We start from the raw sequence: 25,740 nt of genomic DNA on the forward strand, positions 1-25,740 counted from the left end.
GGCGGCTACCGTGGGCAGTCTAGCCGACCATCACGGTCGGTTTGTCCGGCGAAGCAAGGAGTGTGGTTGTGGCGGTAATGCAGCAAATCCAGGCCGAGGTCGATCGTTACCCGCTCGTGCTGTTCATGAAGGGCACCCCGCAATACCCGATGTGCGGCTTCTCCAGCCGCGCCGTACAGGCGTTGATGGCGGCCGGCGCAGTCACCCTGCGCACCGTCAACGTGCTGGAAGAGCCCGAGATCCGCGCCAACCTGCCGCGTTTTTCCAACCTGCCGACTTTCCCGCAGCTGTTCATCAACGGTGAGTTGATTGGCGGCTGTGACATCGTGCTGGAGCTGTTCGAAGCCGGCGAGCTCAAGCGCATCGTCGAAGAGGCGACCCAGGGATGAGTGCCTGGCCATCGACGTCACCGACCGACGGGGCGCTCGATGGCCGCCCGTTGCAGGATCGCGTGGTGCTGGTCGCCGGTGCCGGTGGCGGATTGGGTAGTGCGGCGGCAGTGGCTGCTGCGGCCGCCGGGGCCACCGTGGTTCTGCTGGGCCGCAAGCCTCGCCGCCTGGACCGTGTCTACGCCCAGGTGCAGGCGGTCGGCCCGGAACCGCTGCTGTATCCGCTGGACCTGGAAGGCGCGGGCCCCGACGACTATGCCGAGCTGGCCCAGGCCCTGCAGCGCGAGCTGGGGCGCCTGGATGGCCTGCTGGTCTGTGCCGCTCACTTCCCGGGCCTGACCCCGTTTGAGCTGGCAGACCCAGCGAGTTTCGCCCGCGCGGTGCACGTCACCCTGACTGCGCCCGCCTGGCTGGCCCAGGCCTGCCTGCCGCTGCTGCGGCAGCGCGAAGATGCGGCGCTGGTGTTTGCGGTCGATGCCCCCGAGCGGGTCGGTCAGGCCTACTGGGGCGGTTACGGTGTGGCCCAGCACGGCCTGCGTGGCCTGATCGCCAGCCTGCACGACGAGCTCGGCCGCAGCCCGGTAAGGGTGAGTGGCCTGTACCCCGGCCCGCTGCGCACGGCCTTGCGGGCCCGGGCCTATTCCGTAGACCAGGACCCGGCCGCGCAAGGCCCGGAGGCCGCCGCCGCCGCGGCCGTGACCCTGTTGTCCGGTGCTGGCGCTACCTGGCGCGGCCAGATTCTCGATGCCAGCGAGGCGCCCCCCGGCGAGTAAATCCCGGGGAAAGGCGGAGTGAAGAACCCGTCACGATTGCGTTGCGATCCGGTGCCGTTTGTCGCACAACCGTCACATTGATGGCGTAGCGTGTTAATCTAGTGTTAACCGTTGTGGCTTCCTTCAGCCAAGCGGTAGGGAACCCCAGATAAATGTCCGACCAGCCACCCGCAGGGCTGTTTGGATGCGCTTTTTTTTCCGCCATCGCCAACTCGCATCGAGGCTACCGAAAAATGACCCACCCACTCCGGATGTCCAAGCTCACCCTTGGTCTCGTGGCTGCGCTCGCCGCCGCTCCCGCCTTCGCCCAGAGCACCTCTGCCGGTGTCGGCGGCCAGGTGATGTCCGCCGCAGGCCAGCCTGTTGCTGGTGCTGAAGTCACCATCACCCACACCGAGTCGGGCACCGTTTCGCGTGCCACCACCGATGCGTCGGGTCGCTACAACGCGCGCGGCCTGCGCGTGGGTGGCCCGTACACCATCACCATCACCAAGTCCGGTGAAGGCACCAAGACCGAAGAAGGTGTCTACCTGAACCTGAACCAGGTCAACACGGTCAATGCCAACCTGGGCGGTGACCTGGCTGCCACCAACCTGGACGCCGTGAACGTTGTCGCCACCGCCGGCGGCCTGGACCTGTTCAGCGCCACCAAGATGGGTACCGGCACCAACGTGACCCGCGAAACGATGGACGCGCTGCCGTCGGCCAACCGCAACATCCAGGACTACATCCGCCTGGACCCGCGCATCTCGCAGGTCAGCAAGGCTGACGGTGCGATCTCGGCCGGTGGCCAGAACACCCGTTACAACGCCATCCGCATCGACGGCATCAGTGCCTCCGACCCGTTCGGCCTGGGCTCCAACAACCTGCCGACCGAGCGTCAGCCGGTGTCGATGGACGCCATCCAGGAAATCAACATCGACCTGGCCAACTACGACACCACCATCGCTGGTGGCACCGGTGCGGTGATCAACGCCGTGACCAAGTCGGGTACCAACGAATTCCATGGCACCGTGTACGGTTCGTACCGCGACAAGGACATGGTCCGCTCGCGCCTGGAAGGTGATCGTACGGACTTCAACGGCTTCAAGGACGAGAAGACCTACGGCATGACCTTCGGCGGCCCGATCGTCAAGGACAAGCTGTTCTTCTTCACCAACTACGAAAAGTATGAGCGCAGCGGCGGCGGCGTCAGCCTGAGCGAAAGCCCGTACAACAAGGATCCGGCGAAGGGTGGCATCAGCGACGCCGACATCTCGGCCGTGCAGAAGCGCATGGCGGAACTGGGTCATCCGGTCGGTAGCGTCAGCGACCTGAACAACAAGACCGAGATCGAAGAGTACGCGGTCAAGCTGGACTGGAACATCAACGAGAACCATCGTGCAGCCCTGCGCTACAACAAGATGAAGCAGGACGTCGTCCGCTTCCCGCAGGTCAGCAGCAGCGCGCTGTCGCTGAGCGACTTCTGGTACACCCAGCCGACCGAATACGAAACCTGGATGGGTGAACTGTTCAGCGACTGGTCCGAGAACTTCTCGACCGAGTTCAAGGTTTCGCACAAGGACTACTCGTCCGACCGTGTTGCGGCTTCGCACCTGCCGCAGATGCGCGTCCGCTTCGGCAACAACTCGCTGTACCTGGGTACCGAGCAGAACACCCACACCAACCTGGTCGAGTCGAAGGAACTGAGCGCCTTCGGTGCCGGTACCTGGTACGTCGGTGACCACACCATCAAGTTCGGTTTCGATTACACCGACAACGACCTGATGAACTTCTACGGCCGCAACCTGTACGGCGCGTATGACTTCCGTGACCTGGCCTCGTTCCTGAAGGGCACCGCGAACGGCTACCAGCTGCGTGTTCCGCGTCCGGGCGGCAGCCTGGATGACATTCCGGCCAAGTTCCACCTGAAGAACACCGGTCTGTTCATCCAGGACACCTGGGCGATCAACTACAACCTGAGCCTGATGTTCGGTGTCCGCGTGGACATCCCGGACTTCACCAGCCAGACCAAGTACAACGCGGACATCCAGTCCCGTTACGGCTATGACAACACCAAGCTGGTGGACAAGAGCCTGATCCAGCCGCGCGTTGGCTTCAACTACACCTTCGACAGCGATCGCCCGACCCAGCTGCGCGGCGGCGTGGGCCTGTTCGGCGGCGCCGCCCCGAACGTGTGGCTGGCAGGTGCCTACCAGAACACCGGCCTGAACTACGTCGAGTACAACGTTCCGGGTAATCCGGGTGGCTTCAGCGTCGATGCCGATAATCCGTTCATTCCGGACCCGTCGCGTATCGTTGCGCGCCAGAACGTCGACATCATCAACCCGGGCACCCGCCTGCCGTCGGTGTGGAAGGCCAACCTGGCGTTCGATCACGAGCTGCCGTGGTACGGCATCGTGGCGTCGGCCGAACTGCTGTTCACCAAGGTCAAGGATGGCCTGTACTTCGAGCGTCTGGACCTGACCGATGGCAAGGGCAATGGCCCGACCTACGTGTCCGCACAGGACGGTCGTGAGATCTACTGGAACGACAAGGGCCTGAACCAGGCCAACAGCAAGATCGACAACCGCACCGGTGACAATCTGGGCATGGAGAACGGCACCAATGGCGTGCTGAACCGCAACTACCGCCCGAACAACATCGGCGACGTGCTGCTGCTGCGCAACACCAACAAGGGCCGTGGCAGCCAGGCGACCTTCTCGCTGGCCAAGCCGCTGACCGAGAACTGGGGCTGGTCGCTGGGTTACACCTACACCCAGTCGAAGGAAGTGAGCCCGCTGACCAGCTCGCAGAACACCTCGAACTGGAACAACACCCAGATCCTGAACGCCAACGAGAACATCGCGTACAACTCGCGCTATGCGATCAAGGACCGTATCACCGGTACCCTGGAGTGGAAGCACAACTTCTTCGGTGACAACGCCACCCGCGTCGGCCTGTTCTATGAAGGCCGTTCGGGCCGTCCGTACAGCTACGTGTTCTACAACGATGCCAACGGCGACAGCGCAATCGGCAACGACCTGTTCTACGTGCCGAAGGGCCCGGGTGACGTGCTGTTCGTTGGCGGCGTGGACATGGAGAAGAAGTTCTTCGACTGGCTGGCGCAGAACCCGGAACTCGATGCCTATCGTGGCAGCACGGTGCCGGCCAACCAGCACCGCGCCAAGTGGGTCAACAGCTTCGATGTCCGCATCAGCCAGGAGTTCCCGGGCTTCGCGAAGACCCACAAGGGTGAGATCGCGCTGGACATCATGAATGTCGGCAACCTGCTCAACAAGAAGTGGGGCCTGATCGACGACTACGGCTTCTACGCCACCCGTCGCGTGGGCAACTTCGCGGGTATCGATCCGGCCACCGGCAAGTACGTGTACTCGTTCACCGGTGCGGACGATTCCTCGGTCCAGGAAAACAACAACGACAAGGGCAACACCGCCGTGTCGCGCTGGTCGATGCAGCTGACCGTGAAGTACAAGTTCTGATCCATCAGAGCTTGAAGCAGTAAGTGAAAACGGCCGGGGAAACCCGGCCGTTTTCCGTTCAGGCGAAAGTCCTTGCAGGTCACCTGGCATCGGCGTAGCATCCGGAAATGTGCGCGGTGCCAACGCCGCCGATGCGGTCCCGGAAAGGCGAACGCGGGAAGCACACATCCAACGGTCGGGCTTTCCCGGCCGTTTTGCTTTTTAAGGGGGCGGCAGTACAGTCGGAAACCTTGAAGGAAGCGAAAAATTGGACATGACCACGAACGAAAAATCAGCCCGTGCACTGCCGGTGCAGGACGCGCGGATCTACCCGCGCGGTGGGCTGGATGTGCTGTCGCGGGCCGAAGTGGCCCGGCTGCGCGATGCGTCTGCCGGCGGCATGCACGAGCTGCTGCGCCGCTGCGCACTGGCCGTGCTGACCAGCGGCAGTGCTTCTGACGATCCGCGCGCGGCGCGCGATCTGTATCCCGATTTCGACATCCAGGTGGCGCAGCAGGATCGCGGCGTGCGCATCGACCTGGTCAATGCACCGGCGATGGCTTTCGTCGACGGCGAGATCATCCGCGGCGTCGCCGAACTGTTGTTCGCGGTGGTGCGTGACCTGGCCTACATGGCCATCGAGATGGGCCCGGCCTACGCGGCCGAGCTGGAGTCGTCCGAGGGCATCACCAATGCGGTGTTCGGCCTGCTGCGCAACGCGCGCATCCTGAACCCGGGTGACCCGAATCTGGTCGTCTGCTGGGGCGGCCACTCGATCTCGCGCGACGAGTACCTGTACACCAAGCAGGTGGGCTATGAGCTGGGCCTGCGCGGCCTGGACATCTGCACCGGCTGCGGTCCGGGCGCGATGAAGGGCCCGATGAAGGGCGCCACCATTGCCCATGCCAAGCAGCGCCGTACCGTGACGCGTTACATCGGCCTGACCGAGCCGGGCATCATCGCGGCCGAGTCGCCGAATCCGATCGTCAACCACCTGGTGATCATGCCGGACATCGAGAAGCGCCTGGAGGCCTTCGTCCGCATCGGCCACGGCATCATCGTGTTCGCCGGTGGTGTCGGCACCGCCGAGGAAATCCTGTACCTGCTCGGCATCCTGCTGCGCGAGGAAAACAAGGACCTGCCGTTCCCGCTGATCCTGACCGGCCCGACGGTGGCGGCGCCGTACTTCGAGCAGATCGACCGGTTCATCCGCCTGACCCTGGGTGATGCGGCCGCCGAGCGCTACGAGATCGTCATCGGCGACCCGGTGGCGGTGGCAAAGAAAATGGCCAACGGCATCAAGCGCGTGCGCGAGCACCGCCTGGCGCAGAAGGACTCGTTCTTCTTCAACTGGTCGATCGAGATTCCGTGGGAGTACCAGCAGCCGTTCGTGCCGACCCACGAGGCGATGGCCGCGCTGGACCTGCACCACGGGCGTGCCCCGCACGCGCTGGCGGCCGACCTGCGCCGGGCGTTCTCGGGCATCGTGGCCGGCAATGTGAAGGAAGACGGCATGCGCCGCATCGAGCAGTTCGGGCCGTTCCAGATCCATGGCGACCCGGACATGATGCAGGCCCTGGACGCGCTGCTGCGTGCCTTCGTCGAACAGCGCCGGATGAAGATCTCCGGCGAGTACCAGCCCTGCTATCAGGTGCTGGCCTGAGTCTGCGCCGGCGCGATGGGGATCGCGCCGGTACAGGCAGGGGAGGGCGGGTCGTCAAGGCCTTGACGCCCGTCGCCCCGGAATGACCGTTCATCCTGCCGCCGCTTGCCGGTGGCAGGGCGATGGCCCATCGTGGCCATCAACACGCTGGGGAGCGTCCAATGTCTTTGCGCCGGCAAAACGGCTTTACGCTGGTTGAGTTGATGGTCACGGTTGCCGTCCTGGCGATCCTGAGCACCATCGCGTATCCCAGCTTCCAGAGTACGATCCGCTCAAATCGTGTGGCCACGACGACCAACGAACTGATCGCGTCGCTGGCACTTGCCCGTTCCGAGGCAATAAAGAACACGCGTGGCGGGGCTGTATGCGCATCCACAGCGGGCAAAGAATGTGATGGCAGCAGCTGGGCCGACGGCTGGATGGTCTGGGAGGATCGCAACGGGAACGGGTCGCTTGATTCCGGTGAGAACGTGCTGCGCTACAGCGAAGGTCGCCCAACGATGAAGTCCGCAACCGAAACGTTGACCATCGGCTTCGATGGCCGTGGCCGCAATCGCGCCAACGCGGAAGTGGATGTGACACTGCGCCCTGAAAAGTGTGGCGACCAGCCCCTGCAGCGAACGCTGCGCATATCGCCTACGGGACAGGTGAGGCTGTTGAAGGAGAGTTGCTCATGAGAAAGATCGGCTTCCAGCCGCACCGTACGGCGCAGGGCGGTTTCACCCTGATCGAGGTCATGATCGCGATCCTGGTGATGGGTATCGGCCTGCTGGGCTTCGCGCTGCTGCAGACGATGAATGTGCGGTTCGTCCAGAGCGCGAACTACCGCACCCAGGCCACCAACCTGGGGTACGAACTGCTTGATCAGATCCGGGCTAACCGGATCAACGCGCTCAGCTATGCCGGTACCTATGCTGCTACCACCGGCAAGGGTGACTGCGCGCCGTCCATTGGCAAGGATATCGGCAAGGATGACTTCACCCGCGACTGGCGCTGCCGCCTGGGCCGCGCACTGGGTGACTCGGCATCCGGAACGGTAACCGTCAATGACGGCCGGGTACGGGTGTCGGTCAGTTGGGGCGATGAGCGTTGGAATCCCGATTCGAAGGCTGACACCACCTTTGCTGCGGAGAGCCTGCTGTGATGACCAGAATGCGCTCCCGCCAAACGATGAGTGGCCTGTCGCTGATCGAGTTGATGATCGCCCTGACCATCGGCCTGATCATCATGCTGGGCGTGGTCCAGGTGTTCGCCGCTTCACGCACGGCCTACCAGCTGTCTGAAGGGCTGGCGCGGGTCCAGGAGAACAGCCGTTTCGCGATGGATTCCCTGCAACGCGAACTGCGCATGGCGGGACACTTCGGCTGCGTGAACGATCAGGCGCATGATCCGCAGGGCACCTTGGCAACCACCTTCGCTGCGGGAGGCCACCCCGCGCTGGACTTTGCGCGGTCGATCCAGGGCTACGAAGCAACGAATACCAAGCCGGGCGACGCGGTGACGTTGGCGGCAACGCCGTCAACGGGGGGCGACAAGTACTCCCCGGCGTTGCCGAGTGAGTTCGCCGCGGCCATCAAGAACCGGGTCGACGGCAGCGATATCGTCGCTCTGCGCTATCTGGTGCCCACCGGTGTGCCGGTCACGGCGGTAGCCGGTACGGTTGCCCAGCCGGTTTTCAGCTTTGATCCCAAACGTCTTGCCGTGCTTGATAGCGGAGTTACCGACCCGGGGCTGTTCGGTGTGGCCGACTGCATTTCCGCCACGGTCTTCCAGGCTCGTGCGATCGATGCAAAGGCCGGCACCGTGACGGTGGGCACCGCACCCAACAACGACGTGGCCATCGCCCGCAACTACCAGCCCGGCCAGGCGGTGCTGTATCGCGCCGAGACGTCGATCCTGTACGTGGGCTACGACGCTACGACCAAGCAATCGTCGCTGTATCGCCTTCGATTCACCGCCAAGCCCGGTGCTGCCTTGGTCGCGGGACCAGCAGAGGCGCTGGTCGAGGGCGTGGAGAACATGCAATTGCTGTATGGCCAGGATCACGGTCTGAGCACGGTGTCGCCGACCGGCTACATTGATCGCCAGGGTACCGCGACCGATGTTCAGGCCTCCATCGTGCCGGCCTCGCGTGGCTGGCAGCGCGTGGGCACGGTGCAACTGGGGCTGGTGGTGTCCAGTCCAGACCCGGCCGCATCTGTCCAGGCCAGTTCAAGTACGCCGCTGACCGCGCTTGGCGTGACCTACACCGCGCCTTCTGACGGCCGCATGCGCGCCGCCTACCAGAGCACGATCGCTCTGCGCAATCGCCTATATGGCAACTGAGGCCACCATGCGTACCCATCCCGCCCGCCGCCATTCTCTGCATTCACCGCGTTCCCAGCGCGGCGCGGTGCTGTACGTCGTGCTGATCATGCTGGTGCTGATGGCCCTGCTGGGCATCGCCGGCATGCAGGTCACAAGCATGCAGGAACGGATGGCTGCCAACTATCTGCGCAGCAACGTTGCCTTCCAGAACGCTGAGGCCGACGCCCGGCAGACCGAGAAATCCATCGAGAAGGCGCTGGCTGACGGGGGCATCTTCAAGGCCAGCCAGGAGGAATGCAGTCCCTCCTACGATCCGCAGACGTGGGCCGATGGTCTCAGTGAGACCAAGTCCACCTATACGCGTCGCATCGACAAGTGCTTTGCAGCGTCCAGCCGGCGCACCGGCGGCCGACAGAACGAAGAAACCGGGAACATCTACCAGGTCACGGCGCTTGCCAGTGACGATCCCTCCAATGCGTCCGCCAGTGCGGTCATCGATACGATCTTCATCCCATGAACAGCGAGCGCCGTTTCCTTCGACTTCGTTCCTCCACCTGGCTGCGGGCCGGTGTGGGTGTTGCTGCGCTTGCCGGCCTTGCCGCGTTGATCATTCCGCTGCAGGCTGCGCTTGGTGACTACGACATCGCGCAGGAGCCGCTGTACAGCAAGCAGAGCCAGCCGCCATTGATGATGATGGTGATGTCGCGTGACGAGCAGCTGTTCAACAAGGCCTACAGCGATTACAGCGACCTGGACGGGGACGGGGTGCTGGACACCACCTACCAGGACAAGTTCGATTACTCAGGCTACTTCGATTACAACCTCTGTTACTCGTACAACAGCGGTGTCTTCAAGGCCAGTGCAGAGGCAAAGGGCGCCAACAAGCACAGCTGCAGCGGCGCGTGGTCGGGCAACTTCCTCAACTGGGTGACGATGAGTCGCCTGGATGTGATGCGCTACGTGCTGTACGGCGGCCAGCGCTTCACCGATACGAAGGAAAAGACGGTGTTGGAGCGGGCGCCGATCCCCAGCGATCTGCATGCGTGGGTCAAGGTCTACAGTGGATCGGATCTTCGCGAGTTCGCCAACCTTGCTGGAAGCGGGACAACCTTCAGCTTCTGCAGTGTGACCCGTTCTGCAACCGGGGCGCCGCTGATGCGCGTGGCCGAAGGTGCACTGGGCGAGTGGGCCTCGACAGCCAGCAACCAGTGCGATACCGGACGAGCCAGCAACGCCGATGGCTACGCGGACATTCCCCGCTCAGCCACGGACTACACCGTGCGCGTGGAAGTGTGTGATGCCAGCTCAACGGTGCGTGAGAGTTTCTGCCGGAAATACAACGATGGCATCACCGACCGTTTCAAGCCGGCCGGGCTGCTGCAGACCTACGGTGAGAGCGGGCGACTGCGCTTTGGGCTCGTGACGGGAACCTACGCCAATCCGCGGGATGGCGGTGTCCTGCGGCGGAACATCGGCAAGATCGCGGGCAACGGGACGAAGTTCTGCGGCGTGGGTGATGAAATCGACCTGTCTACGGGGCAGTTCTGCTACCTGAATCTGACGGGAAACGCCAAGGCCGACGATGAGGGCGTGATCAACGCGATTTCAAGCTTCCGTCTGGACAACTGGAACTGGTCCAACAACTGGAATGACTGCAACACCTACGGCATTCTCAATCGCCAGGACCAGAAGGGAAATGGCAATCTGACCGATCCGGGGACCGGAGGCCAGAAGTGCAGTGCCTGGGGCAATCCATTGGCGGAAATGTATGCGGAGGCGCTGCGCTACATCACTGCGGGTTCCAAGGTCTATAGTGACAGCGGAGATCTCAGTGGGCTGCCAACCAATATCAGCTGGAAGGATCCCTACCGCCTGCCCGCAGAAGGTGGCAACTCTTATTGTGCGACCTGCAATATCCTGGTGCTATCGTCGGGCCTGCCGTCCTTTGACAGCGACAACGTCGGTTCCGTGACCGGCCTTGCGTCTGCGGTGTCCGCGACGGATGCAGTCGGCACGGCCGAAGGAATCGCTGGCAAGAGCTACATGATCGGTCGCGTGGGTGATACACCGCGCGGTGCTTCGCTTGATACCCACAGTGATATCTGCCAGGGCCAGACAATCGGTAGCCTCAGCAAGGCGCGCGGCATCTGCCCGGACATTCCCTCCATGGAAGGCAGCTTCCTGATGGCGGGGCTGGCCAAGGCGGCCGCGGAGACCGATCTGCGTCCCAACGTGCAGAACAAGCCAAGCACGTACAAGGTCACCGCCACCACCTACGCCGTTGCCATGGCGGAAAATCTCCCGCAGTTCGAAATTGCGGTGGGCAACAGCAAGATCGGACTGGCCCCGCTCTGCCAGGCGAACAACACCGGCGGCGCAACGGCAACAAGTGCTGGCTGGCGCAGCTGCTTCCTGGGCTCGGTCGGCATTGGCACCAAGCAGGCCAACGACACTGGCGGGAAGCTGGTCTATGGCCGTCCCTACCGGACAGATGCGAAGTCCGGCAGCTTCTCGCTGGTGTGGGAAGACTCGCTGTGGGGCAATGACCATGACAACGACGTCGTTGCCATGCTGAGCTACTGCGTGGGCGCCGCGTGCAACGATACCGGCACCTTCAACAACATCTGCTGGCGTGCTGATGCGAAAGTGAGCAACAGTGCCGCGGGCAATACGCGACTGTGCGACTACACAACTGCAAACAAAGGGGTGGATTGGATCGGCACGACTTTGGCCGGCAAGGTCGAGGAGGATGAAGTGCTCATCCGGATCGAGAACCTGTCGGCGTACGCTGGCAACGCAATGCTGACGGGCTACACGATCACAGGGTCAAATGCCTCCAGCACCGTGCAACGTCTGGCGCTGCGTCCGGGCAATAGCAATGGCTCCGTGCTGACCAGCACAAACAACTTCCCGAGCAACTGGCAGAGGCCGGTAGTCATCAAGTACAAGGCCTCTACCACTGCTGCGGGCCAGCTGCAGAGCCCGCTGTGGTATGCCGCCAAGTACGGTGTCCCGGCCGGTAAGAAGTGGGACAGCAAGAAGCCAGGGGTGCCGGATAACTACTTCCTGGCACGCAATCCGACCAAACTGAAGGAGGCGCTGGAGGCGATCTTCAAAAGCGCAGCGGAAGGTGATGCGCCGGTCGGTGGTAGCGGCAGTGGCGCGCGCATTTCGACCAACTCGTTCACCGTATCGTCCCATTACAGCGTGCCCTCTGGCACTGTGGACTGGACCGGTGATGTCATTGCCACCCAGGTCGACGGCCAGGGTGCGGACGGAGCCGTGCTGTGGAAGGCGTCCAGCAACATCGGCAGCGCCACGCGCCGCATCTACATGGCGACGTCCCCGACCAAGACCGCGTCCGATGGCACGGTGACCCCGGTCAATGCGAACGAGTTCCTGGCCACCAATCTGCCGGGCAATGATGAGCGGGCGAAGCTGTCGGCATTGGGATTCAGTGACTCGATTCCTGCATGGTTCGCGAATCAGACCTCGACCACCCTGGTCAACTATCTGCGCGGCGCGGCGGTGAGCGGGCTCCGTTCGCGTACTTCGCCGTTGGGTGACATCGTCAATTCCACCACCGAGATCGTCTCCAAAACGGATGACTTCGGCTATGCAGGCTGGGCGAGGCAGTCGACAGTCAAGTGGAAGGCGACGCTGGGCACGTCTTATGACGTCTTCCTGAAAGCGAAGCGCGCGACATCGGGGCCGCCGACGATGATCTATGTTGGCGCCAATGACGGCATGGTGCATGGTTTCAACGGTTCGAATGGAGCATCCGGCGGTACCGAAGAACTGGCCTTCATTCCGTCAGCTGCCATGCAGCACATTGCCGAGCTGGCCAACCCCAAGTATGGGCATCGCTACTACGTGGATGGCCCACTGACGTCGTCCGACGTCTACTACGGGGATGCCTGGAACACGGTGCTGGTGGGCACCACGGGTGGTGGTGGTTCCAGCAAGGCGCCCAATGCGACGAGCGTAGGCAATGGCTCCGTGTTCGCGCTGAATGTCAGCGATCCGACCGCGTTCGGTGCATCGAGTGTGTTGTGGGAAGTCTCGGGGAAGACAGAGTCGGATCTCGGGTTTGTGCTGGGCAAGCCGGCTGTGGTGGCGGTAAAGGGCGCCGATGCCAACGCTTCGCCACGCTTCGTTGCGATCTTCGGCAATGGCGTCAACTCCACCAGCGGCAAGGCAGCGCTGTTCGTGGTTGATATCCAGACCGGCAAGGTGCTCAAGCGGCTTTCGCCGGTAGGTGCCAAGTACGCGGCACGCAATGGCCTGATCAACATCGCCACGGTGGCGTTGAAGAACAATGATGGCATCACCGACACTGTGTATGGCGGTGACATGCAGGGCAATATCTGGAAGTTCGATCTTTCCAGCACCGATCCGACCGATTGGAACATCGCCCTGTCTGGAACGCCGCTGTTCACCGCTACGCGCAATAGCAGCCCGCAGCCGATCATGAGCGGCATCGAGATCAGCACGGGTCCGGGCGGCGGCATCAGTCTGTTCTTCGGTACCGGCCAGTATTTCGCCGCCGATGACAATGCGGTCAGCAGCACCTCGCCAGTGCAGTCGCTGTATGGCATCTGGGATAACCTTGCCAGTGCGGTTGGCACGCGCGACAACCTGGTACAGCAGGTGATCACTACCGGCACATCGGCCAGCGGCTATCAATTGCGTGATGTCACCCGCAATGCGGTGAACTACGGTTCGGCCCGCGGCTGGTATGTGGACCTGCAGGCTGGATCGGCAGTCGAAGGCGAACGCTTCGTCGGCAACCCCCGTGTGCAGAACGGCATCGTGTTCTTCACGTCCTATGTGCCAGGTACCGCCATCTGCGGCAGCGGCGGTGGCGTGAACTGGCTGTACGGTCTCAATCTGCTGACCGGTGGTGGCCAGATGTCCGGCTTGAGCCCAACCATCGGCGGAGAAGCGCTGTGCACCGGCAACTGCGGTGGTGTTGCCCTGACCAAGAAAGGTGACCTCAGCCAAGGGCCGCCAGTGAAGGACACCAACATCTTTGTGCCCAAGCTTACGCCCTGCAAGCCTGGCGACACGGGGTGCACGGTCGACAAGATGCTGCAGGCCAGCCAGTGTACGTTCGTGCTGCGTGCGGCCGGCGCTGATCCGCTTTACATGCCACGGCCCTGTGGGCGGCAATCGTGGCGGCAGATCCGTTGATGAATCCGATATCGAGGTTGCCCATGCATCTGTACAGCAGGCGTCGAACCACCGCCGGCTTCACCCTGATCGAGCTGATGATCACCGTGGCCGTGGTCGCCATTCTTGCTGCCATCGCGTTGCCTTCGTACCAGGCCTATGTGCGCAAGGCCAATCGTGCCCAGGCCAAGGCCGATCTGGTCGAGCTGGCGCAGATGCTGGAGCGGCGGCATACCGTGGAGAACACCTACGCGGGCATGACGCTGCCGTTCTCGCAATCGCCACGGGACGGTGCCGCCAGATACACGCTTTCCTACGTGGGAACGCCGAATGGCACCTCCTTTACCCTCCAGGCGGCACCGACCGAGATCCAGAAGAAGGACGACTGCGGCACACTGACCCTGGACCAGGCCGGACGAAAGACGCCGAATGCCAGCAAGGGGCCCGGATGCTGGTGAAGGGCGGGCCGTTTCGCCACATCGCATAAAAGGCTTGCACTCTCCGGCGAACGCTGGCTAAAATGCGCACCCCGCCCGAATAGCTCAGCCGGTTAGAGCACTTGACTGTTAATCAGGGGGTCGTTGGTTCGAGTCCAACTTCGGGCGCCAGATTCGAAAAAGCCGCGAGAAATCGCGGTTTTTTTCGTTTCCGCGATGGCATTTCAGTTTTCAGCAGGGGATCGGCCTGCGCGGGCGCTGGCTCCTGACCCGCCCGGGGACGCTGATGATGACGCGGCTGTGCTCCTGTCCATTCATGCACAGCACGATGGACTGGTTGGTGCCGGCATTGCGGCCGTCGGGCCGGAACCGGATGTCGGGCCGATGATCGCTGGTGCGCAGGTCGACATGACGCCGGCGTGCCCTGTGCACGCGGAGTTCCCTTGCGGCGCCGGTCGCGCTGTTGGCCGGTTCGACCTGCACCCGCCAGCCCTGGCTCCATGCCTGGTCACATCTCATGCCATCCGACGAACCGCAGACCGTCACACGGCGGCGTTCGGTGATGGCGGCGTTGCGTGCCATCGACAAGCTGGCGACCAGTTCGGCGCGCAGCGTTTCCGCCTGGAAGTGCCGCAGCGTGCGTTGCCAGGGGCCCCAGGCCAAAGCCAGCAGGACCGACAGCACCATGACAGCGATCAGCAGCTCGATCAGATGGAGGCCGCGGTGGAGCCGGGCAGGGCGAAGATGAAGGGACATGCCTCCAGCCTCGTTCCGTGCTCGCGCATTCACCATCGGCCAACGCCGCGGCTGCCTGCCCGGAAACCCCTCAGCCGGCCGTCACCGCTTGCCCCGTATACTCACCCTTCCCGGGAACTGGCAACACCATGAGCGACCGTTTTGAACTCGTCTCGCCGTATTCGCCGGCGGGCGACCAGCCTGATGCCATCGCAAAGCTGACCAGCAACTTTGAAGCGGGCATCGCCAAGCAGACCCTGCTGGGCGTCACCGGCTCGGGCAAGACCTACACCATCGCCAACGTCATCCAGAACGTGCAGAAGCCGACGCTGATCATGGCGCCGAACAAGACGCTGGCGGCGCAGCTGTATGGCGAGTTCAAGGCGTTCTTCCCGCACAACGCGGTGGAGTATTTCGTCAGCTATTACGACTACTACCAGCCGGAAGCCTACGTGCCGTCGTCGGACACCTTCATCGAGAAGGACAGTTCGATCAACGAGCACATCGAGCAGATGCGACTGGCGGCGACCAAGACCCTGCTGTCGCGCCCGGACGCGATCGTGGTGGCGACGGTATCTGCGATCTACGGCCTGGGCGCGCCGGAAGACTACCTGTCGTTGCGCCTGATCCTGTCCAAGGGCGAGCGCATCGACCAGCGCGATCTGATCAACCACCTCACCCAGCTGCAGTACACGCGCAACGAGTACGAGCTGCAGCGCGGTACGTTCCGCGTGCGTGGCGAAGTGATCGACGTGTTTCCGGCCGAGTCGGACAGCGAAGCCCTGCGCCTGGAACTGTTCGATGGCGAGGTCGAGAAGATCACCCTGTTCGACCCGCTCACCGGCGAGACGCTGCGCAACATGCAGCGCTTCACGGTCTACCCGAAGACCCACTACGCCACCACGCGCGAGCGTGTGCTGGCAGCGATCGAGACGATCAAGGTCGAGTTGAAGGAGCGGCTGGAGCAGCTGTACGCACAGAACAAGCTGGTCGAAGCACAGCGCCTGGCGCAGCGCACCCAGTTCGACCTGGAAATGATGGCCGAGGTCGGCTTCTGCAACGGCATCGAGAACTACTCCCGGCACCTGACCGGCAAGAATGCCGGCGAACCGCCGCCGACCCTGTTCGACTACCTGCCGGCCGACGCGCTGCTGGTGATCGACGAATCCCACGTGACCATTCCGCAGATCGGTGCCATGTTCAAGGGCGACCGTTCGCGCAAGGAGACGCTGGTCGAATTCGGGTTCCGGCTGCCCTCGGCGCTGGACAACCGGCCGCTGCGCTTCGAGGAGTGGGAGGAGCGCTGCCCGCGCAGCATCTATGTGTCGGCCACGCCGGGCCCCTACGAGTACCGCGAGGCCGGTGACGAGATCACCGAGCTGGTCGTACGTCCCACCGGCCTGATCGACCCGGTGGTGGAGATCCGCCCGGTGGGGACCCAGGTCGACGACCTGATGAGCGAAGCCAACGCGCGCATCAAGGCCGGTGACCGGGTGCTGGTCACGACGCTGACCAAGCGCATGGCCGAGAACCTCACCGAGTACCTGACCGAGCACGGGATACGCGTGCGCTACCTGCACTCGGACGTGGACACGGTCGAGCGCGTGGAGATCATCCGCGACCTGCGCCTGGGCAAGTTCGACGTGCTGGTGGGCATCAATCTGCTGCGCGAAGGCCTGGACATGCCGGAAGTGTCGCTGGTGGCGATCCTGGATGCCGACAAGGAGGGCTTCCTGCGCTCGACCGGCTCGCTGATCCAGACCATCGGCCGTGCCGCGCGCAACGTGCGCGGCAAGGCGATCCTGTATGCGGACAAGATCACCCGTTCGATGCAGGCCGCGATCGATGAGACCGACCGTCGTCGCGCCAAACAGGTCGAGTACAACGAGGAGCACGGCATCGTGCCGCGCTCGGTGGCGCGCCCGATCGTCGACGTGCTGGAAGGGGCGCGTTCGGACGCCGCCGAGAAGGAAGCAAAGAAGGGCAAGGGCAAAGGCAGGCCCGGCGTTGCCGAGGAGGGGAGTGACTATCGATCGCTCAGCCCGGCCCAGCTGGCGTCCCGTCTCAAGGCACTGGAACAGCAGATGTACCAGCACGCCAAGGACCTGGAATTCGAGGATGCCGCCCGCGTGCGTGACCAGATCCGGCAGCTGAAGGAAGCGAGTCTGGGCTGAACGCGGCAGTGCAGCATCTTCTTCACAAAAGTGTTGCGCTTCACGGCCGGCATCCGTAATATACGCGGCCTGCACCGACGCAATCGCGGACGTTCAGAAGCAAAAACGGGCGGTTAGCTCAGCGGTAGAGCACTACCTTGACATGGTAGGGGTCACAGGTTCGAACCCTGTACCGCCCACCACGAAGTCTCCGGAAGGAGGCTGTCGTGAACTGCAAAGCCCGGCCCTGGCGCCGGGTTTTTACGTAGCAAGGCCAGCTCTCGGGCGGCAAGAACAAGATGGGCGGTTAGCTCAGCGGTAGAGCACTACCTTGACATGGTAGGGGTCACAGGTTCGAACCCTGTACCGCCCACCACCTGGCTCCCGGCATTGCCGGTGCAGCGGTGGATCACGATGGAAGCCGGCCCTGGGCCGGCTTTTTTCGTTTGCGCCGGTGGGTTGCAACCAGCGATCAGCGTTGGGCCACCCATTCGTCGATGCTGATCATGCGCTGCAGCCGCCAGTGCCCGTCCACGCGTTCCCAGACCTGCGCGAATCGCGCCGAGCCGGCGTGCCGCTGTGGGGCGTCGGCCTGCAGCGGCTGATTGCCCACGCGCAGTACGCGATCCTGGCGCAGCCGGTACAGCTGCAGGGGGGCCGGGGCCGCTTTCCGATCCGGCATCGATGATGTTTCTGCCTGCCCAGCGTCGGCCTGCAGGATCTGGCTGCGCAGGGAAGGATCCCCTGCGTCGGTATCGCAACCGAACAGGCCAGCGCACAACAGCAGCAGGGCAAGCATCGGCATGGCACGGTGCTCCGGAGAAGGGAGTCCAGCGTGGCACTGCCCCCTGCGGTGTGAAACCGGTATGCGACGAAAGCCGGTAAAGCGCGCGCCAAGGCGCCCGGGGAAGGATGAATCCGGGGCCGGAAGTGCCGGGCCGCCCCTGGAGGCGGCCCGGCGCGGTGCCCAATGTGCGGGTGGGCACCGATCATCGCCGCAGGGCTGGCTCAGCGCTGCGGCACCTGCAGCAGATCAGCGGGGCCGACCTGCGGTGCGGCTTCGATTACAGCGGATCACAGCACAGCAGCTGGCCAGGCTTGCCCGAGTTGCCGAACGGGCAGCTCGGATGCGGCTCGCACCCGGGCGCATAGCCGGTTTTGGGGGCGACGGCGAAGGCCTGGCTGGCACCGAATGCCAGGGCCGCAACAACGACGATACCGGCGACGGATGAAAGTACGTTCTTTCCGATCATGTGTATCTCCTTGGTTGGCGTTGTGGTGTTGCAGTTGCCGAAGGCACCGGGGTGCCGGTTGTGGCGCGGATGCGGTGAACCATGACGCGCGCCGACGCGGCGCACGGCAATCAGGGCAGTGCAGGGGCTGGCGTCAGCGAGTTCATGGCGGCGCGCACCACCTGCTCATCAAGCTGGCCCACATGCTTGTAGGTCACGCTGCCATCGGTGGCCAGCACCATCAGCATCGGCGTGACCGTGGCGCGGTAGCGCTTGGACGCATCGCCTTCACTGTCGATGGCGATCGGGAACTGCAATACATGCTGTCCGGCGTAGTCGGCCAGTTGGTCGTAAGGGGGGAGTCCCACACCGATCAGTTCACTGCGGCCGCGTGCTGCTGCGATCTGTTGCAGCTGTGGCATCGAGGCCAGGCAGTAGCGGCAGGTGGTGGAGAAGAAGTAGAGGATCTGAGGTGCGTCGCGCGCGCCGCCGATGTTGACGTGAGTGTGCTGGGTCGTGCGCAGCGCCAGTGCTTCCGGGCGACTGCCCAGGCTGAGACCATGTGCTTCCAGCCGCATGTTCTGCAGTTGGGCAGCCATCTGCGCGTTGATTTGCCGGAGCTGGTGGTTCTGCCATCCCAGCGCGACGATCAGCGCGGACAGCAGCAGGGCGACAACGGGGAACAGGACGCGCTTGGGCATCGATCATCCTTGAACGCAGCGTTGGGCCGAACATACCGGAACGGGCGCGCGGGTTGTTAAGGTGATGTTGCCCGCACGTCCGCAGAGGCGCCGCGTGTACTAGAGTGGTGCCTGCGCGGTCAGGCACGCGCACCCCGCAACCACCACCAGGATCAAACACCGATGAGCGATCACGTTCCGGTTTCCCGACCCAATCCCATCCTCGAGCTGCTGTTCGGCGGCAACATGCTGGAGGGTACCTTCAAGGCGGTGATCTGGGTGGCCCTGCTGGCGGCGGTGCTGGCGTGGACCACATTCCGCTGAGTCTTCCCACTGCCCTGCAGCGCCGGCAGCGTTGCTGCCCTGCGCTCAGGCGCTGAAGGCCTGGCGCAGACTGCGCAGGGTGGCCTGGCGATGTTCCTTTGCGGTTGCTTCGCCCATCTCAAGTTCCTGCAGGCGCAATCCCACCAGCGTCATCGACAACGCATAGCCGCGTGCCGCATCGGCGGCACGCGAAAGGCCAAGTGCGCGGCGCGTCAACGCGTTCACGTGTTCCAGGTCCGGCAGCAGCCCCAGGTAGGCGCGCTCGGCGCTGTCCAGGTCCGGGGCACGCAGGATCGCGTGCGCTTCAGCAGCAGGGGAGACGGAGGCCATGGGGGGGTCCTTGTCCGTTGCGGGCGCTCGATCAGAACGAGCGCATCAGGGAAACGAAGGCCGACGTCTGCGTACCGCGACGGGCCATCGGGCTGTCCTTTACGGCATCGCCGAACCACTGGTTGGCGACGACGCCGGTCGCGCGCCACTTCGTGCCCAGGGGCGTGCTGCCCGCGATCTGCAGGTTTGGTGATGTCGCGCTGCCCGGGTTGTACGCGGCAAGTCCCGAGCGCAGCGCTTCTTCGTCGGTGATGCCGTAGTAGTAGTCGAGCAGGCGCGCACTGGAGTGCACCACGCCGACCTTGGGCACCCAGGTGAAGCGACCGGCCTGGATCGGATAGCTGTAGTGCAGACGCGATTCCATGCCACCTCCGTGGCCGGTGACCTCGCGCATCACGCTGGCCTCGACGATGCCCCAGTCGGCGCTGTATTCACCATTGATGCCGGCCATGGCAGACATCTGCCGGCTGTGCAGGCGACGCAGCTGAGGATCGTTCACGTCGTCGGTCTTGAAGCGCAGCGTGTAGGGCGTGACCGCCGCCGACAGGCGCAGGCCTTCGCGCTTGTAAAGGTACATGCCCAGCGAGCCCGGGCTGGCGAAGAAGCGCTCGCCCTGCCAGGCAATGGACGGTACGACCAGCGGCTTGACGTCGTAGTGGGCGTAGGCCCCTGAGGTCGCGCCGGCACTGATACCGGCCTGCACCCCCGGGTTCCGGTCGGCGGCGTGGGTGATCAACGGGAGGCCGATGGCAGCGGAGAACAGCAACGGGCGCAGCAGGGTCGGGGACAGCGACGGCATCGATCAGCCACTTTGCGGGGGATGGCTGTGCATGGTGCGGCCACAACATTGTCAGAACATTGCGCCTTGGCATTCGGCACGCGAAGGCGCCCAAAGCCGGCGCCAGGCACTATGATCGGCACCGTTTCCGGTAGCCGAGCCCCTGATGCGCATCCTCCTGGTCGAAGACGATCCCGATCTGTCCCGTGCCCTGCAATCGGGCCTGGAGCGGCAGGGCGTGGTCGCCGACGTGGTCGGCAGCCTGGCCGAAGCCGCGATCGCGCTGCGCGAGCCGGTGCACCAGCTGATGCTGCTCGACCGCCAGCTGCCCGATGGCGATGGCGTGGCGTTCGTCGCCACCGCGCGCGCGCTGCGCCCGAACCTGGCGGTGATCATGCTGACCGCCAAGGGCACGCTGTCGGACAAGGTCGAGGGGCTGGATGTCGGTGCCGATGACTACCTGGTGAAGCCGGTGGCGATCGAAGAGCTGATGGCGCGGATCCGCGCGGTCTCGCGCCGGCCCTCGGCGATGGTGACGCCAAGCCTGCATCTGGGCCGGCTGGAATTCGACTTCGAATCGCTGCAGGCGCAGGTGGAGGGCCAGCTGTTGGCGCTGCCCCGGCGCCAGGTGCTGGTGCTGCAGGCGCTGGCGATGCGACAGGGACGCACCGTCACCCGCAGCGCGTTGGAGGCGGCAGTGTACGGCTTCGATGACGAGATCCAGTCCAATGCACTGGACGCGCATATCTCCAAGCTGCGCAAGGCGCTGCAACAGGCCGGGGCCGGCGTGGAGATCCATGTGATCCGCGGCGTCGGCTACCTGCTGGCGGAGGCCTGAGATGGCACGTCCTATCCGCTCCATCACGCTTGGGCTGGCCTGGCGGTTGTTCCTGGCGCAGGCCTTCACCGTGCTGTTCGCTGTGGTTGCGTTGATCCTGACCTGGGGTGACAAGGACACCTGGGGCATGGACATGTTCATGGCCGAGGCGGTGGCCAAGGCGGTGCACAGCGATGGTGGCCGGCTGGTGCTGGACCAGGCGCGCTGGGAAAAGCTCGATGCCAGTGCCGGCGGCAACCTCTGGTTCGCGGCAGTCGACGACAAGGGGGTCTGGTTGGAGCGCGGCACGATTCCGGCGATCCACGCGCCGCTGCTGGCGCGGTTGCCGACGCTGGGCGCGACCGAACTTGGTTCGCTGGTGCCGCCCTACCTGGATGTGGCGCGGGTGATGATCCGCAACGAGGATGGACGGCGCATCACGGTGATGGTGGGCGGGGCACCGAAGGGCGGGCTGCTGGATGGCGCGCTGATGGTGCTGCGTCTGATCGGCCTGTGGTTCTTCCTGCCGCTGATCGTGGTCACGCTGCTGGTGATGCCGACCGTGATCCACCGCGCGATGCGTGGCGTGCGCCGCTCCGCGCAACAGGCCAAGGAGCTGGATATCGGCCAGCCGGGTGCGCGGCTGGATGCGCAGCTGGTGTCGACCGAGGTCGCGCCGTTGGTCGAAGCCTTCAACGACGCGATCGACAAGGTGCAGCAGGGCTATGCTGCGCGTGACAAGTTCCTTGCCGATGCCGCGCACGAGCTGCGTGTGCCGATCGCGGTGGTGCAGGCGCGTCTGTCGCAGCTGCCGCAGGGCGAGCTGAAGTCGCAGCTGCTGACCGACGTGGCGCGGCTCGGCAACGTCGCCGAGCACCTGCTTGACCTGCAGCGACTTGATCGCAATGTCGGCGCACTGCAGAGGCTGGATCTGGCGCTGCTGGTGCGTGAAGCGGCCGCCGATCTGGCGCCGCTGGTGGTCGGTGCCGGCTACGGCTTCGAAGTGGATGCACCTGAGATGCCGGTGTGGATCCACGGCGACAGCCTGGCGTTGGGACGGGTGATCGCCAACCTGGTGCACAACGCCATTGTCCACGGCGGCGGACGCGGCACCATCTGCGTGCGCCTGGATGCACGTGGCCTGCTGGAAGTCAGCGATCAGGGTGCCGGTATTCCGGTGAGCGATCGTGAAGCGATCTTCGAGCCGTTCCATCGCCTGCGCGCGGCGGGCAGTGGCAGTGGCCTGGGCCTGCATCTGGTGAAGGAAATCGTGCAGCACCACGGCGGCTCGGTCAGTGTCGGCGAGGCCGCTGGCGGTGGTGCCAGCTTCCGGGTCAATTTCCACCGCGGCACCGTCCGGCGCTGACAGCCGCGCGGGGAAAACCCCGATAGGCAACCTGTCGCGCCCGGCGGCAGGCTGCTGGAATGGTTTCCGAACGTTCCGCGCCGGCCCTGTTCGGCCCCGGCTGCGCCGCCGGCCTGGTGCTGGGCGCGCTGGCCTGCGTGCAGATGCCGGCGCTGCTGCCGCTGTGGCTGAGCGTGCCGATGGCGGTTGCCGGTGGCGCGGGCTGGCTGCTGCGCTGGCGAGGCCGCACCTGGGCTGCAGTCATGCTCGGCCTGGCATGGGCAACAGTGCACGGGCAGTGGGCCCTGCACGACCAGCTTCCACCCGACGCGCCGCCGCAGGATGTGCAGGTGCGCGGGCGGGTGGCCGATCTTCCGCAGAGAGGCCCCGGTTACACGCGTTTCGTGCTGCACGTGAAGGAGGCCGATACGCTGCCAGTGCTGCGCGGCAAGCGCCTGCAGGTCACCTGGAACGACCCGTGGCGCGGATCGTCAGCGCACGAGGCCGGCGGGCGCCATGCGGTTCGTGCCGGGGCGCATTGGCAGATGTCGTTGCGCGTGCGTGCGCCACGCTCGCGGATCAATCCCGGTGGCTTCGATGGCGAACGCCATGCATTGCTGCGTGGTATCTCCGGCAATGGCACGGTGCGCGACCCGGGCGCTGCCCGTGAGCACGCGCCTGCGCAGGGCCTGCCGGCCTGGCGCGAGCGCAGCAGTGATGCCATCGCCACGCAGGTGGCACATCCTGCCGCGCGGTTCGTGCAGGCCTTGGCCCTGGGCGACACCCGCGGGCTGTCTGATGCCGACTGGGAACACCTGCGCGCCCTGGGCCTGACCCATCTGGTCGCCATCTCCGGGTTTCACGTGGGCGTGGTGGCGGGCTTCGGCGTGCTGCTGTGCCGCGTGTCGTGGTGGCTGTGCCCGCTGCTGGGACGGTACTGGCCACGGCCGCAGGCGGCGGCATGGGGCGCGGCGCTGGCCGCAGCTGCCTATGCCGTGGCAGCCGGTGGCGCGCTGCCAACGGTGCGCGCGGCGCTGATGATCGGGTTGGTGGCACTGGCCCGTGCCGGACGTCGCCCGGTGGGTGCGGGGCAGGGGCTGGCCCTGGCCGCGATGGTGATGCTGCTGCCGGCGCCGCTGTCGGTGCTGTCGGCCGGCTTCTGGCTCAGCTTTGGCGGCGTGCTGTGGCTGCTGTGGTGCCTGCCGCGAACCGGGCCGGAGGGCGCCAGTGGGGGCCTGCGTGGCTTCCTGGCCGCGCAGGGCGTGGCCAGCCTCGGCCTGTTGCCGCTGTGCGTGGCCCTGTTCGGCGGCACCGCGCGCTTGGGGCCGCTGGTCAACCTGCCGATCATTCCGTGGTGGACCCTGCTGGTGGTGCCGTTGTCGTTGCTGGGTACTGCGCTGCAGGTGCTGCACGACGGTGCCGGGCGCTGGGCCTGGCGTGCCGCGGCCTGGCTGTTCGAGCTGAGTTGGCAGGCGCTGCAGCCACTGGCGCTGCACCCGCAGGCGATGTGGTGGTTGGCCGAGGCGCCGCGCTGGGCGGTACCGGCGGCACTGGCCGGGGTGTTCTGGTGGCTGCTGCCACGCGGCGCCGGCGGTGGCCTGGCGGGCCTGCTGCTGTGCCTGCCGCTGCTGTGGCCCGCCCGGCATGCACCGGCCGAAGGAGAACTGGAGCTGCTGGTGCATGACGTAGGGCAGGGCACTGCGGTGCTGGTGCGTACGGCGCGGCACGCGCTCTGGTACGACGTGGGGCCGCCGACCGGCGGCGAAGGCAACGAACGGATTCTGGTCCCGGCCCTGCGCGCGCTCGGCCAGGGGCCGCCCCGGCAGGTGATGCTCAGCCATGACCATCTTGATCACACCGGCAGCCTGTCCAGCCTGCGACGGCAGCTGCCCGGACTGCAGCTGCTGGCGCCACCGGGCAGCACCATCGCTGGCGCCACGCCCTGCCAGCAGGGGCTGCGCTGGCAGTGGGACGGGGTAGATTTCCAGGTCCTGCACCCGGCGCCGGGCAGCCGTCAGGCCGAGAACGAAGACAGCTGCGTGCTGCGCATCGCCAGCCGCCACGGCGCGGTCCTGCTGCCGGGTGACATCGGCCGGCCGGCCGAGCGGACGCTGCTGCAGGCGTCTCCGGCAGCGCTGAAGGCGGATGTGGTCCTGGTGCCCCACCATGGCAGCGGCGGCAGCTCCAGCGCGCCGTGGGTTGAGGCCGTGGCGCCACGGCTGGCGGTGGTCTCGGCCGGGCACCGCAACCGCTTCGGGCACCCTCGCCAGGACGTGGTCCAGCGCTGGCGGGCGCAAGGGGCCGAGGTACTGGCCACGGCCGATTCCGGGGCGATCCGCATATGGCTTGGCGCACAAGGGCTGCAGCTGCGTGAACAGCGCATCCACGCATCCCGCTGGTGGGATGCCGCTGGGCGGGCGCGGTCGGCTGCTATCCTATCGCCGATCGAACAAGCGGCCGTTGGGCCGGAGGGTTGAAACGTGTGGGAACTGGTCAAGGCCGGTGGCTGGCCGATGGTGCCGCTGCTGCTGGTGGGCGTACTGGCTTTGGCGATCATCCTGGAGCGTTTCTGGTCCCTGCGGCGTACTGAAGTGCTGCCGCCCGGCCTCGGCCAGGAAGTGCGCAACTGGGCGGCACGCGGCAAGCTCGACCCGGCCCACCTGCAGACCCTGCGCGCGAACTCGCCGCTGGGCGCGCTGCTGGCCGCGGCGCTGGAAGCGCGCAACCGTCCGCGCGACCAGATCCGCGAGCGCATCGAAGACACCGGCCGCCACCTGGTGCACCGCATGGAGCGTTTCCTCAACGCGCTGGGCACCATCGCTTCGGCCGGGCCGCTGCTGGGCCTGCTGGGCACGGTGATCGGCATGATCCAGATGTTCCTGGGCATCCTCGACCACGGCGTGGGTGATGTGAACCAGCTGGCCGGTGGTATCGGCAAGGCGCTGGTGTGCACCGCCACCGGCATGATCGTCGCCATTCCGGCGCTGATGTTCCACCGCTACTTCAAGGGCCGCATCCACGGTTACGTGGTGGAGATGGAGCAGGAAGCCAGCGCGCTGCTGGATACGCTGGATGGCCGACCCGGGGTGATGAACCCTGCCGCTGCCACGCGCCCGGCCGGCGCGGCGATGGCGAAGGCCTGAT

At 65.1% G+C, this 25,740-nt stretch carries 22 protein-coding genes and 3 tRNA genes; 19 read left to right on the forward strand and 6 right to left on the reverse strand.

Translation table 11 applies throughout. From position 1 onward, the window contains the following. Positions 1-68: 68 nt before the first annotated feature. The 11 genes from grxD (at position 69) to GOC52_RS07240 (ending at position 14,373) form a co-directional block, all read left to right on the forward strand. A complete protein-coding gene (gene grxD, locus GOC52_RS07190) occupies positions 69-389 on the forward strand; it encodes a Grx4 family monothiol glutaredoxin (protein ID WP_005408852.1) in 321 nt (106 codons plus the stop codon). Beyond that, entirely contained in the window at positions 386-1,162 is a 777-nt protein-coding gene (locus tag GOC52_RS07195; RefSeq protein ID WP_049455524.1) for an SDR family NAD(P)-dependent oxidoreductase, read from the forward strand. The genes grxD and GOC52_RS07195 overlap by 4 nt, the downstream gene beginning before the upstream one ends. A gap of 233 nt (positions 1,163-1,395) precedes the next feature. Further along, complete coding sequence (locus GOC52_RS07200) at positions 1,396-4,644, forward strand: TonB-dependent receptor (RefSeq protein WP_191851012.1); 3,249 nt, start codon at positions 1,396-1,398, stop codon at positions 4,642-4,644. A 253-nt stretch (positions 4,645-4,897) separates the two neighbouring features. Continuing rightward, positions 4,898-6,286, forward strand: coding sequence for a nucleotide 5'-monophosphate nucleosidase PpnN (ppnN, locus tag GOC52_RS07205; RefSeq protein WP_010486098.1), 1,389 nt, complete (start codon positions 4,898-4,900; stop codon positions 6,284-6,286). 161 nt (positions 6,287-6,447) lie between these two features. Continuing rightward, the gene (locus GOC52_RS07210; protein WP_043400476.1) at positions 6,448-6,963 is read left to right on the forward strand and encodes a GspH/FimT family pseudopilin; all 516 of its coding nucleotides are present in this window, start codon (positions 6,448-6,450) and stop codon (positions 6,961-6,963) included. Beyond that, entirely contained in the window at positions 6,960-7,430 is a 471-nt protein-coding gene (gene pilV, locus GOC52_RS07215) for a type IV pilus modification protein PilV (RefSeq protein ID WP_043400479.1), read from the forward strand. The genes GOC52_RS07210 and pilV overlap by 4 nt, the downstream gene beginning before the upstream one ends. An 8-nt stretch (positions 7,431-7,438) precedes the next feature. Next, the gene (locus GOC52_RS07220) at positions 7,439-8,611 is read left to right on the forward strand and encodes a PilW family protein (RefSeq protein ID WP_308822315.1); all 1,173 of its coding nucleotides are present in this window, start codon (positions 7,439-7,441) and stop codon (positions 8,609-8,611) included. A gap of 7 nt (positions 8,612-8,618) precedes the next feature. After that, positions 8,619-9,110, forward strand: coding sequence for a pilus assembly PilX family protein (locus GOC52_RS07225; protein ID WP_043400485.1), 492 nt, complete (start codon positions 8,619-8,621; stop codon positions 9,108-9,110). Further along, positions 9,107-13,786: a pilus assembly protein gene (locus GOC52_RS07230; RefSeq protein ID WP_191851014.1), complete on the forward strand. Its 4,680-nt coding sequence runs from the start codon at positions 9,107-9,109 to the stop codon at positions 13,784-13,786. Before GOC52_RS07225 ends, GOC52_RS07230 begins: the two co-directional genes overlap by 4 nt. A gap of 23 nt (positions 13,787-13,809) precedes the next feature. After that, positions 13,810-14,223: a type IV pilin protein gene (locus GOC52_RS07235; RefSeq protein WP_043400488.1), complete on the forward strand. Its 414-nt coding sequence runs from the start codon at positions 13,810-13,812 to the stop codon at positions 14,221-14,223. A gap of 73 nt (positions 14,224-14,296) precedes the next feature. Next, positions 14,297-14,373: transfer RNA gene (locus GOC52_RS07240), tRNA-Asn, on the forward strand. 60 nt (positions 14,374-14,433) lie between these two features. Here the strand turns inward: GOC52_RS07240 and GOC52_RS07245 are convergent. Then, positions 14,434-14,958: a GspH/FimT family pseudopilin gene (locus GOC52_RS07245; protein ID WP_043400494.1), complete on the reverse strand. Its 525-nt coding sequence runs from the start codon at positions 14,956-14,958 to the stop codon at positions 14,434-14,436. 128 nt (positions 14,959-15,086) lie between these two features. On the opposite strand from GOC52_RS07245, the gene uvrB reads away from it, so the two are divergent. From uvrB to GOC52_RS07260, 3 genes are all read left to right on the forward strand, one after another. Further along, positions 15,087-17,111, forward strand: coding sequence for an excinuclease ABC subunit UvrB (uvrB, locus tag GOC52_RS07250; protein ID WP_019337166.1), 2,025 nt, complete (start codon positions 15,087-15,089; stop codon positions 17,109-17,111). 107 nt (positions 17,112-17,218) lie between these two features. Beyond that, positions 17,219-17,293 (forward strand) — tRNA-Val (locus tag GOC52_RS07255). A gap of 98 nt (positions 17,294-17,391) precedes the next feature. After that, positions 17,392-17,466: transfer RNA gene (locus tag GOC52_RS07260), tRNA-Val, on the forward strand. Positions 17,467-17,562: 96 nt separating this feature from the next. Here the strand turns inward: GOC52_RS07260 and GOC52_RS07265 are convergent. From GOC52_RS07265 to GOC52_RS07275, 3 genes are all read right to left on the reverse strand, one after another. Beyond that, positions 17,563-17,895, reverse strand: coding sequence for a hypothetical protein (locus tag GOC52_RS07265; RefSeq protein ID WP_019337167.1), 333 nt, complete (start codon positions 17,893-17,895; stop codon positions 17,563-17,565). Between the two features lie 259 nt (positions 17,896-18,154). Further along, positions 18,155-18,448, reverse strand: coding sequence for a hypothetical protein (locus GOC52_RS20725; RefSeq protein WP_238794425.1), 294 nt, complete (start codon positions 18,446-18,448; stop codon positions 18,155-18,157). 5 nt (positions 18,449-18,453) lie between these two features. Then, complete coding sequence (locus GOC52_RS07275; protein WP_043402987.1) at positions 18,454-19,023, reverse strand: TlpA family protein disulfide reductase; 570 nt, start codon at positions 19,021-19,023, stop codon at positions 18,454-18,456. 162 nt (positions 19,024-19,185) lie between these two features. Between GOC52_RS07275 and GOC52_RS07280 the strand changes: the two genes are divergently transcribed. After that, positions 19,186-19,326 carry a hypothetical protein gene (locus GOC52_RS07280; protein ID WP_010486087.1) on the forward strand — a complete coding sequence of 47 codons (141 nt, stop codon included), beginning with the start codon at positions 19,186-19,188 and terminating at the stop codon, positions 19,324-19,326. Between the two features lie 45 nt (positions 19,327-19,371). Here the strand turns inward: GOC52_RS07280 and GOC52_RS07285 are convergent, their stop codons facing one another. After that, on the reverse strand, positions 19,372-19,656 hold the full coding sequence (locus GOC52_RS07285; RefSeq protein WP_019337170.1) for a hypothetical protein: 285 nt from the start codon (positions 19,654-19,656) through the stop codon (positions 19,372-19,374). A gap of 31 nt (positions 19,657-19,687) precedes the next feature. Then, complete coding sequence (locus GOC52_RS07290) at positions 19,688-20,455, reverse strand: MipA/OmpV family protein (RefSeq protein ID WP_191851016.1); 768 nt, start codon at positions 20,453-20,455, stop codon at positions 19,688-19,690. 145 nt (positions 20,456-20,600) lie between these two features. Between GOC52_RS07290 and GOC52_RS07295 the strand changes: the two genes are divergently transcribed. From GOC52_RS07295 to GOC52_RS07310, 4 genes are read left to right on the forward strand one after another with little or no spacing between them, the layout of a single operon-like run. Next, complete coding sequence (locus GOC52_RS07295) at positions 20,601-21,272, forward strand: response regulator transcription factor (protein ID WP_010486084.1); 672 nt, start codon at positions 20,601-20,603, stop codon at positions 21,270-21,272. Position 21,273: 1 nt separating this feature from the next. Continuing rightward, entirely contained in the window at positions 21,274-22,617 is a 1,344-nt protein-coding gene (locus GOC52_RS07300) for a sensor histidine kinase (protein ID WP_010486083.1), read from the forward strand. A gap of 59 nt (positions 22,618-22,676) precedes the next feature. Further along, positions 22,677-25,073 carry a DNA internalization-related competence protein ComEC/Rec2 gene (locus GOC52_RS07305; protein ID WP_191851018.1) on the forward strand — a complete coding sequence of 799 codons (2,397 nt, stop codon included), beginning with the start codon at positions 22,677-22,679 and terminating at the stop codon, positions 25,071-25,073. Positions 25,074-25,076: 3 nt separating this feature from the next. After that, positions 25,077-25,739, forward strand: coding sequence for a MotA/TolQ/ExbB proton channel family protein (locus GOC52_RS07310; RefSeq protein WP_191851020.1), 663 nt, complete (start codon positions 25,077-25,079; stop codon positions 25,737-25,739). Position 25,740 lies beyond the last annotated feature (1 nt).

Source organism: Stenotrophomonas sp. SXG-1, assembly GCF_014083965.1.
Lineage (GTDB): Bacteria > Pseudomonadota > Gammaproteobacteria > Xanthomonadales > Xanthomonadaceae > Stenotrophomonas > Stenotrophomonas geniculata.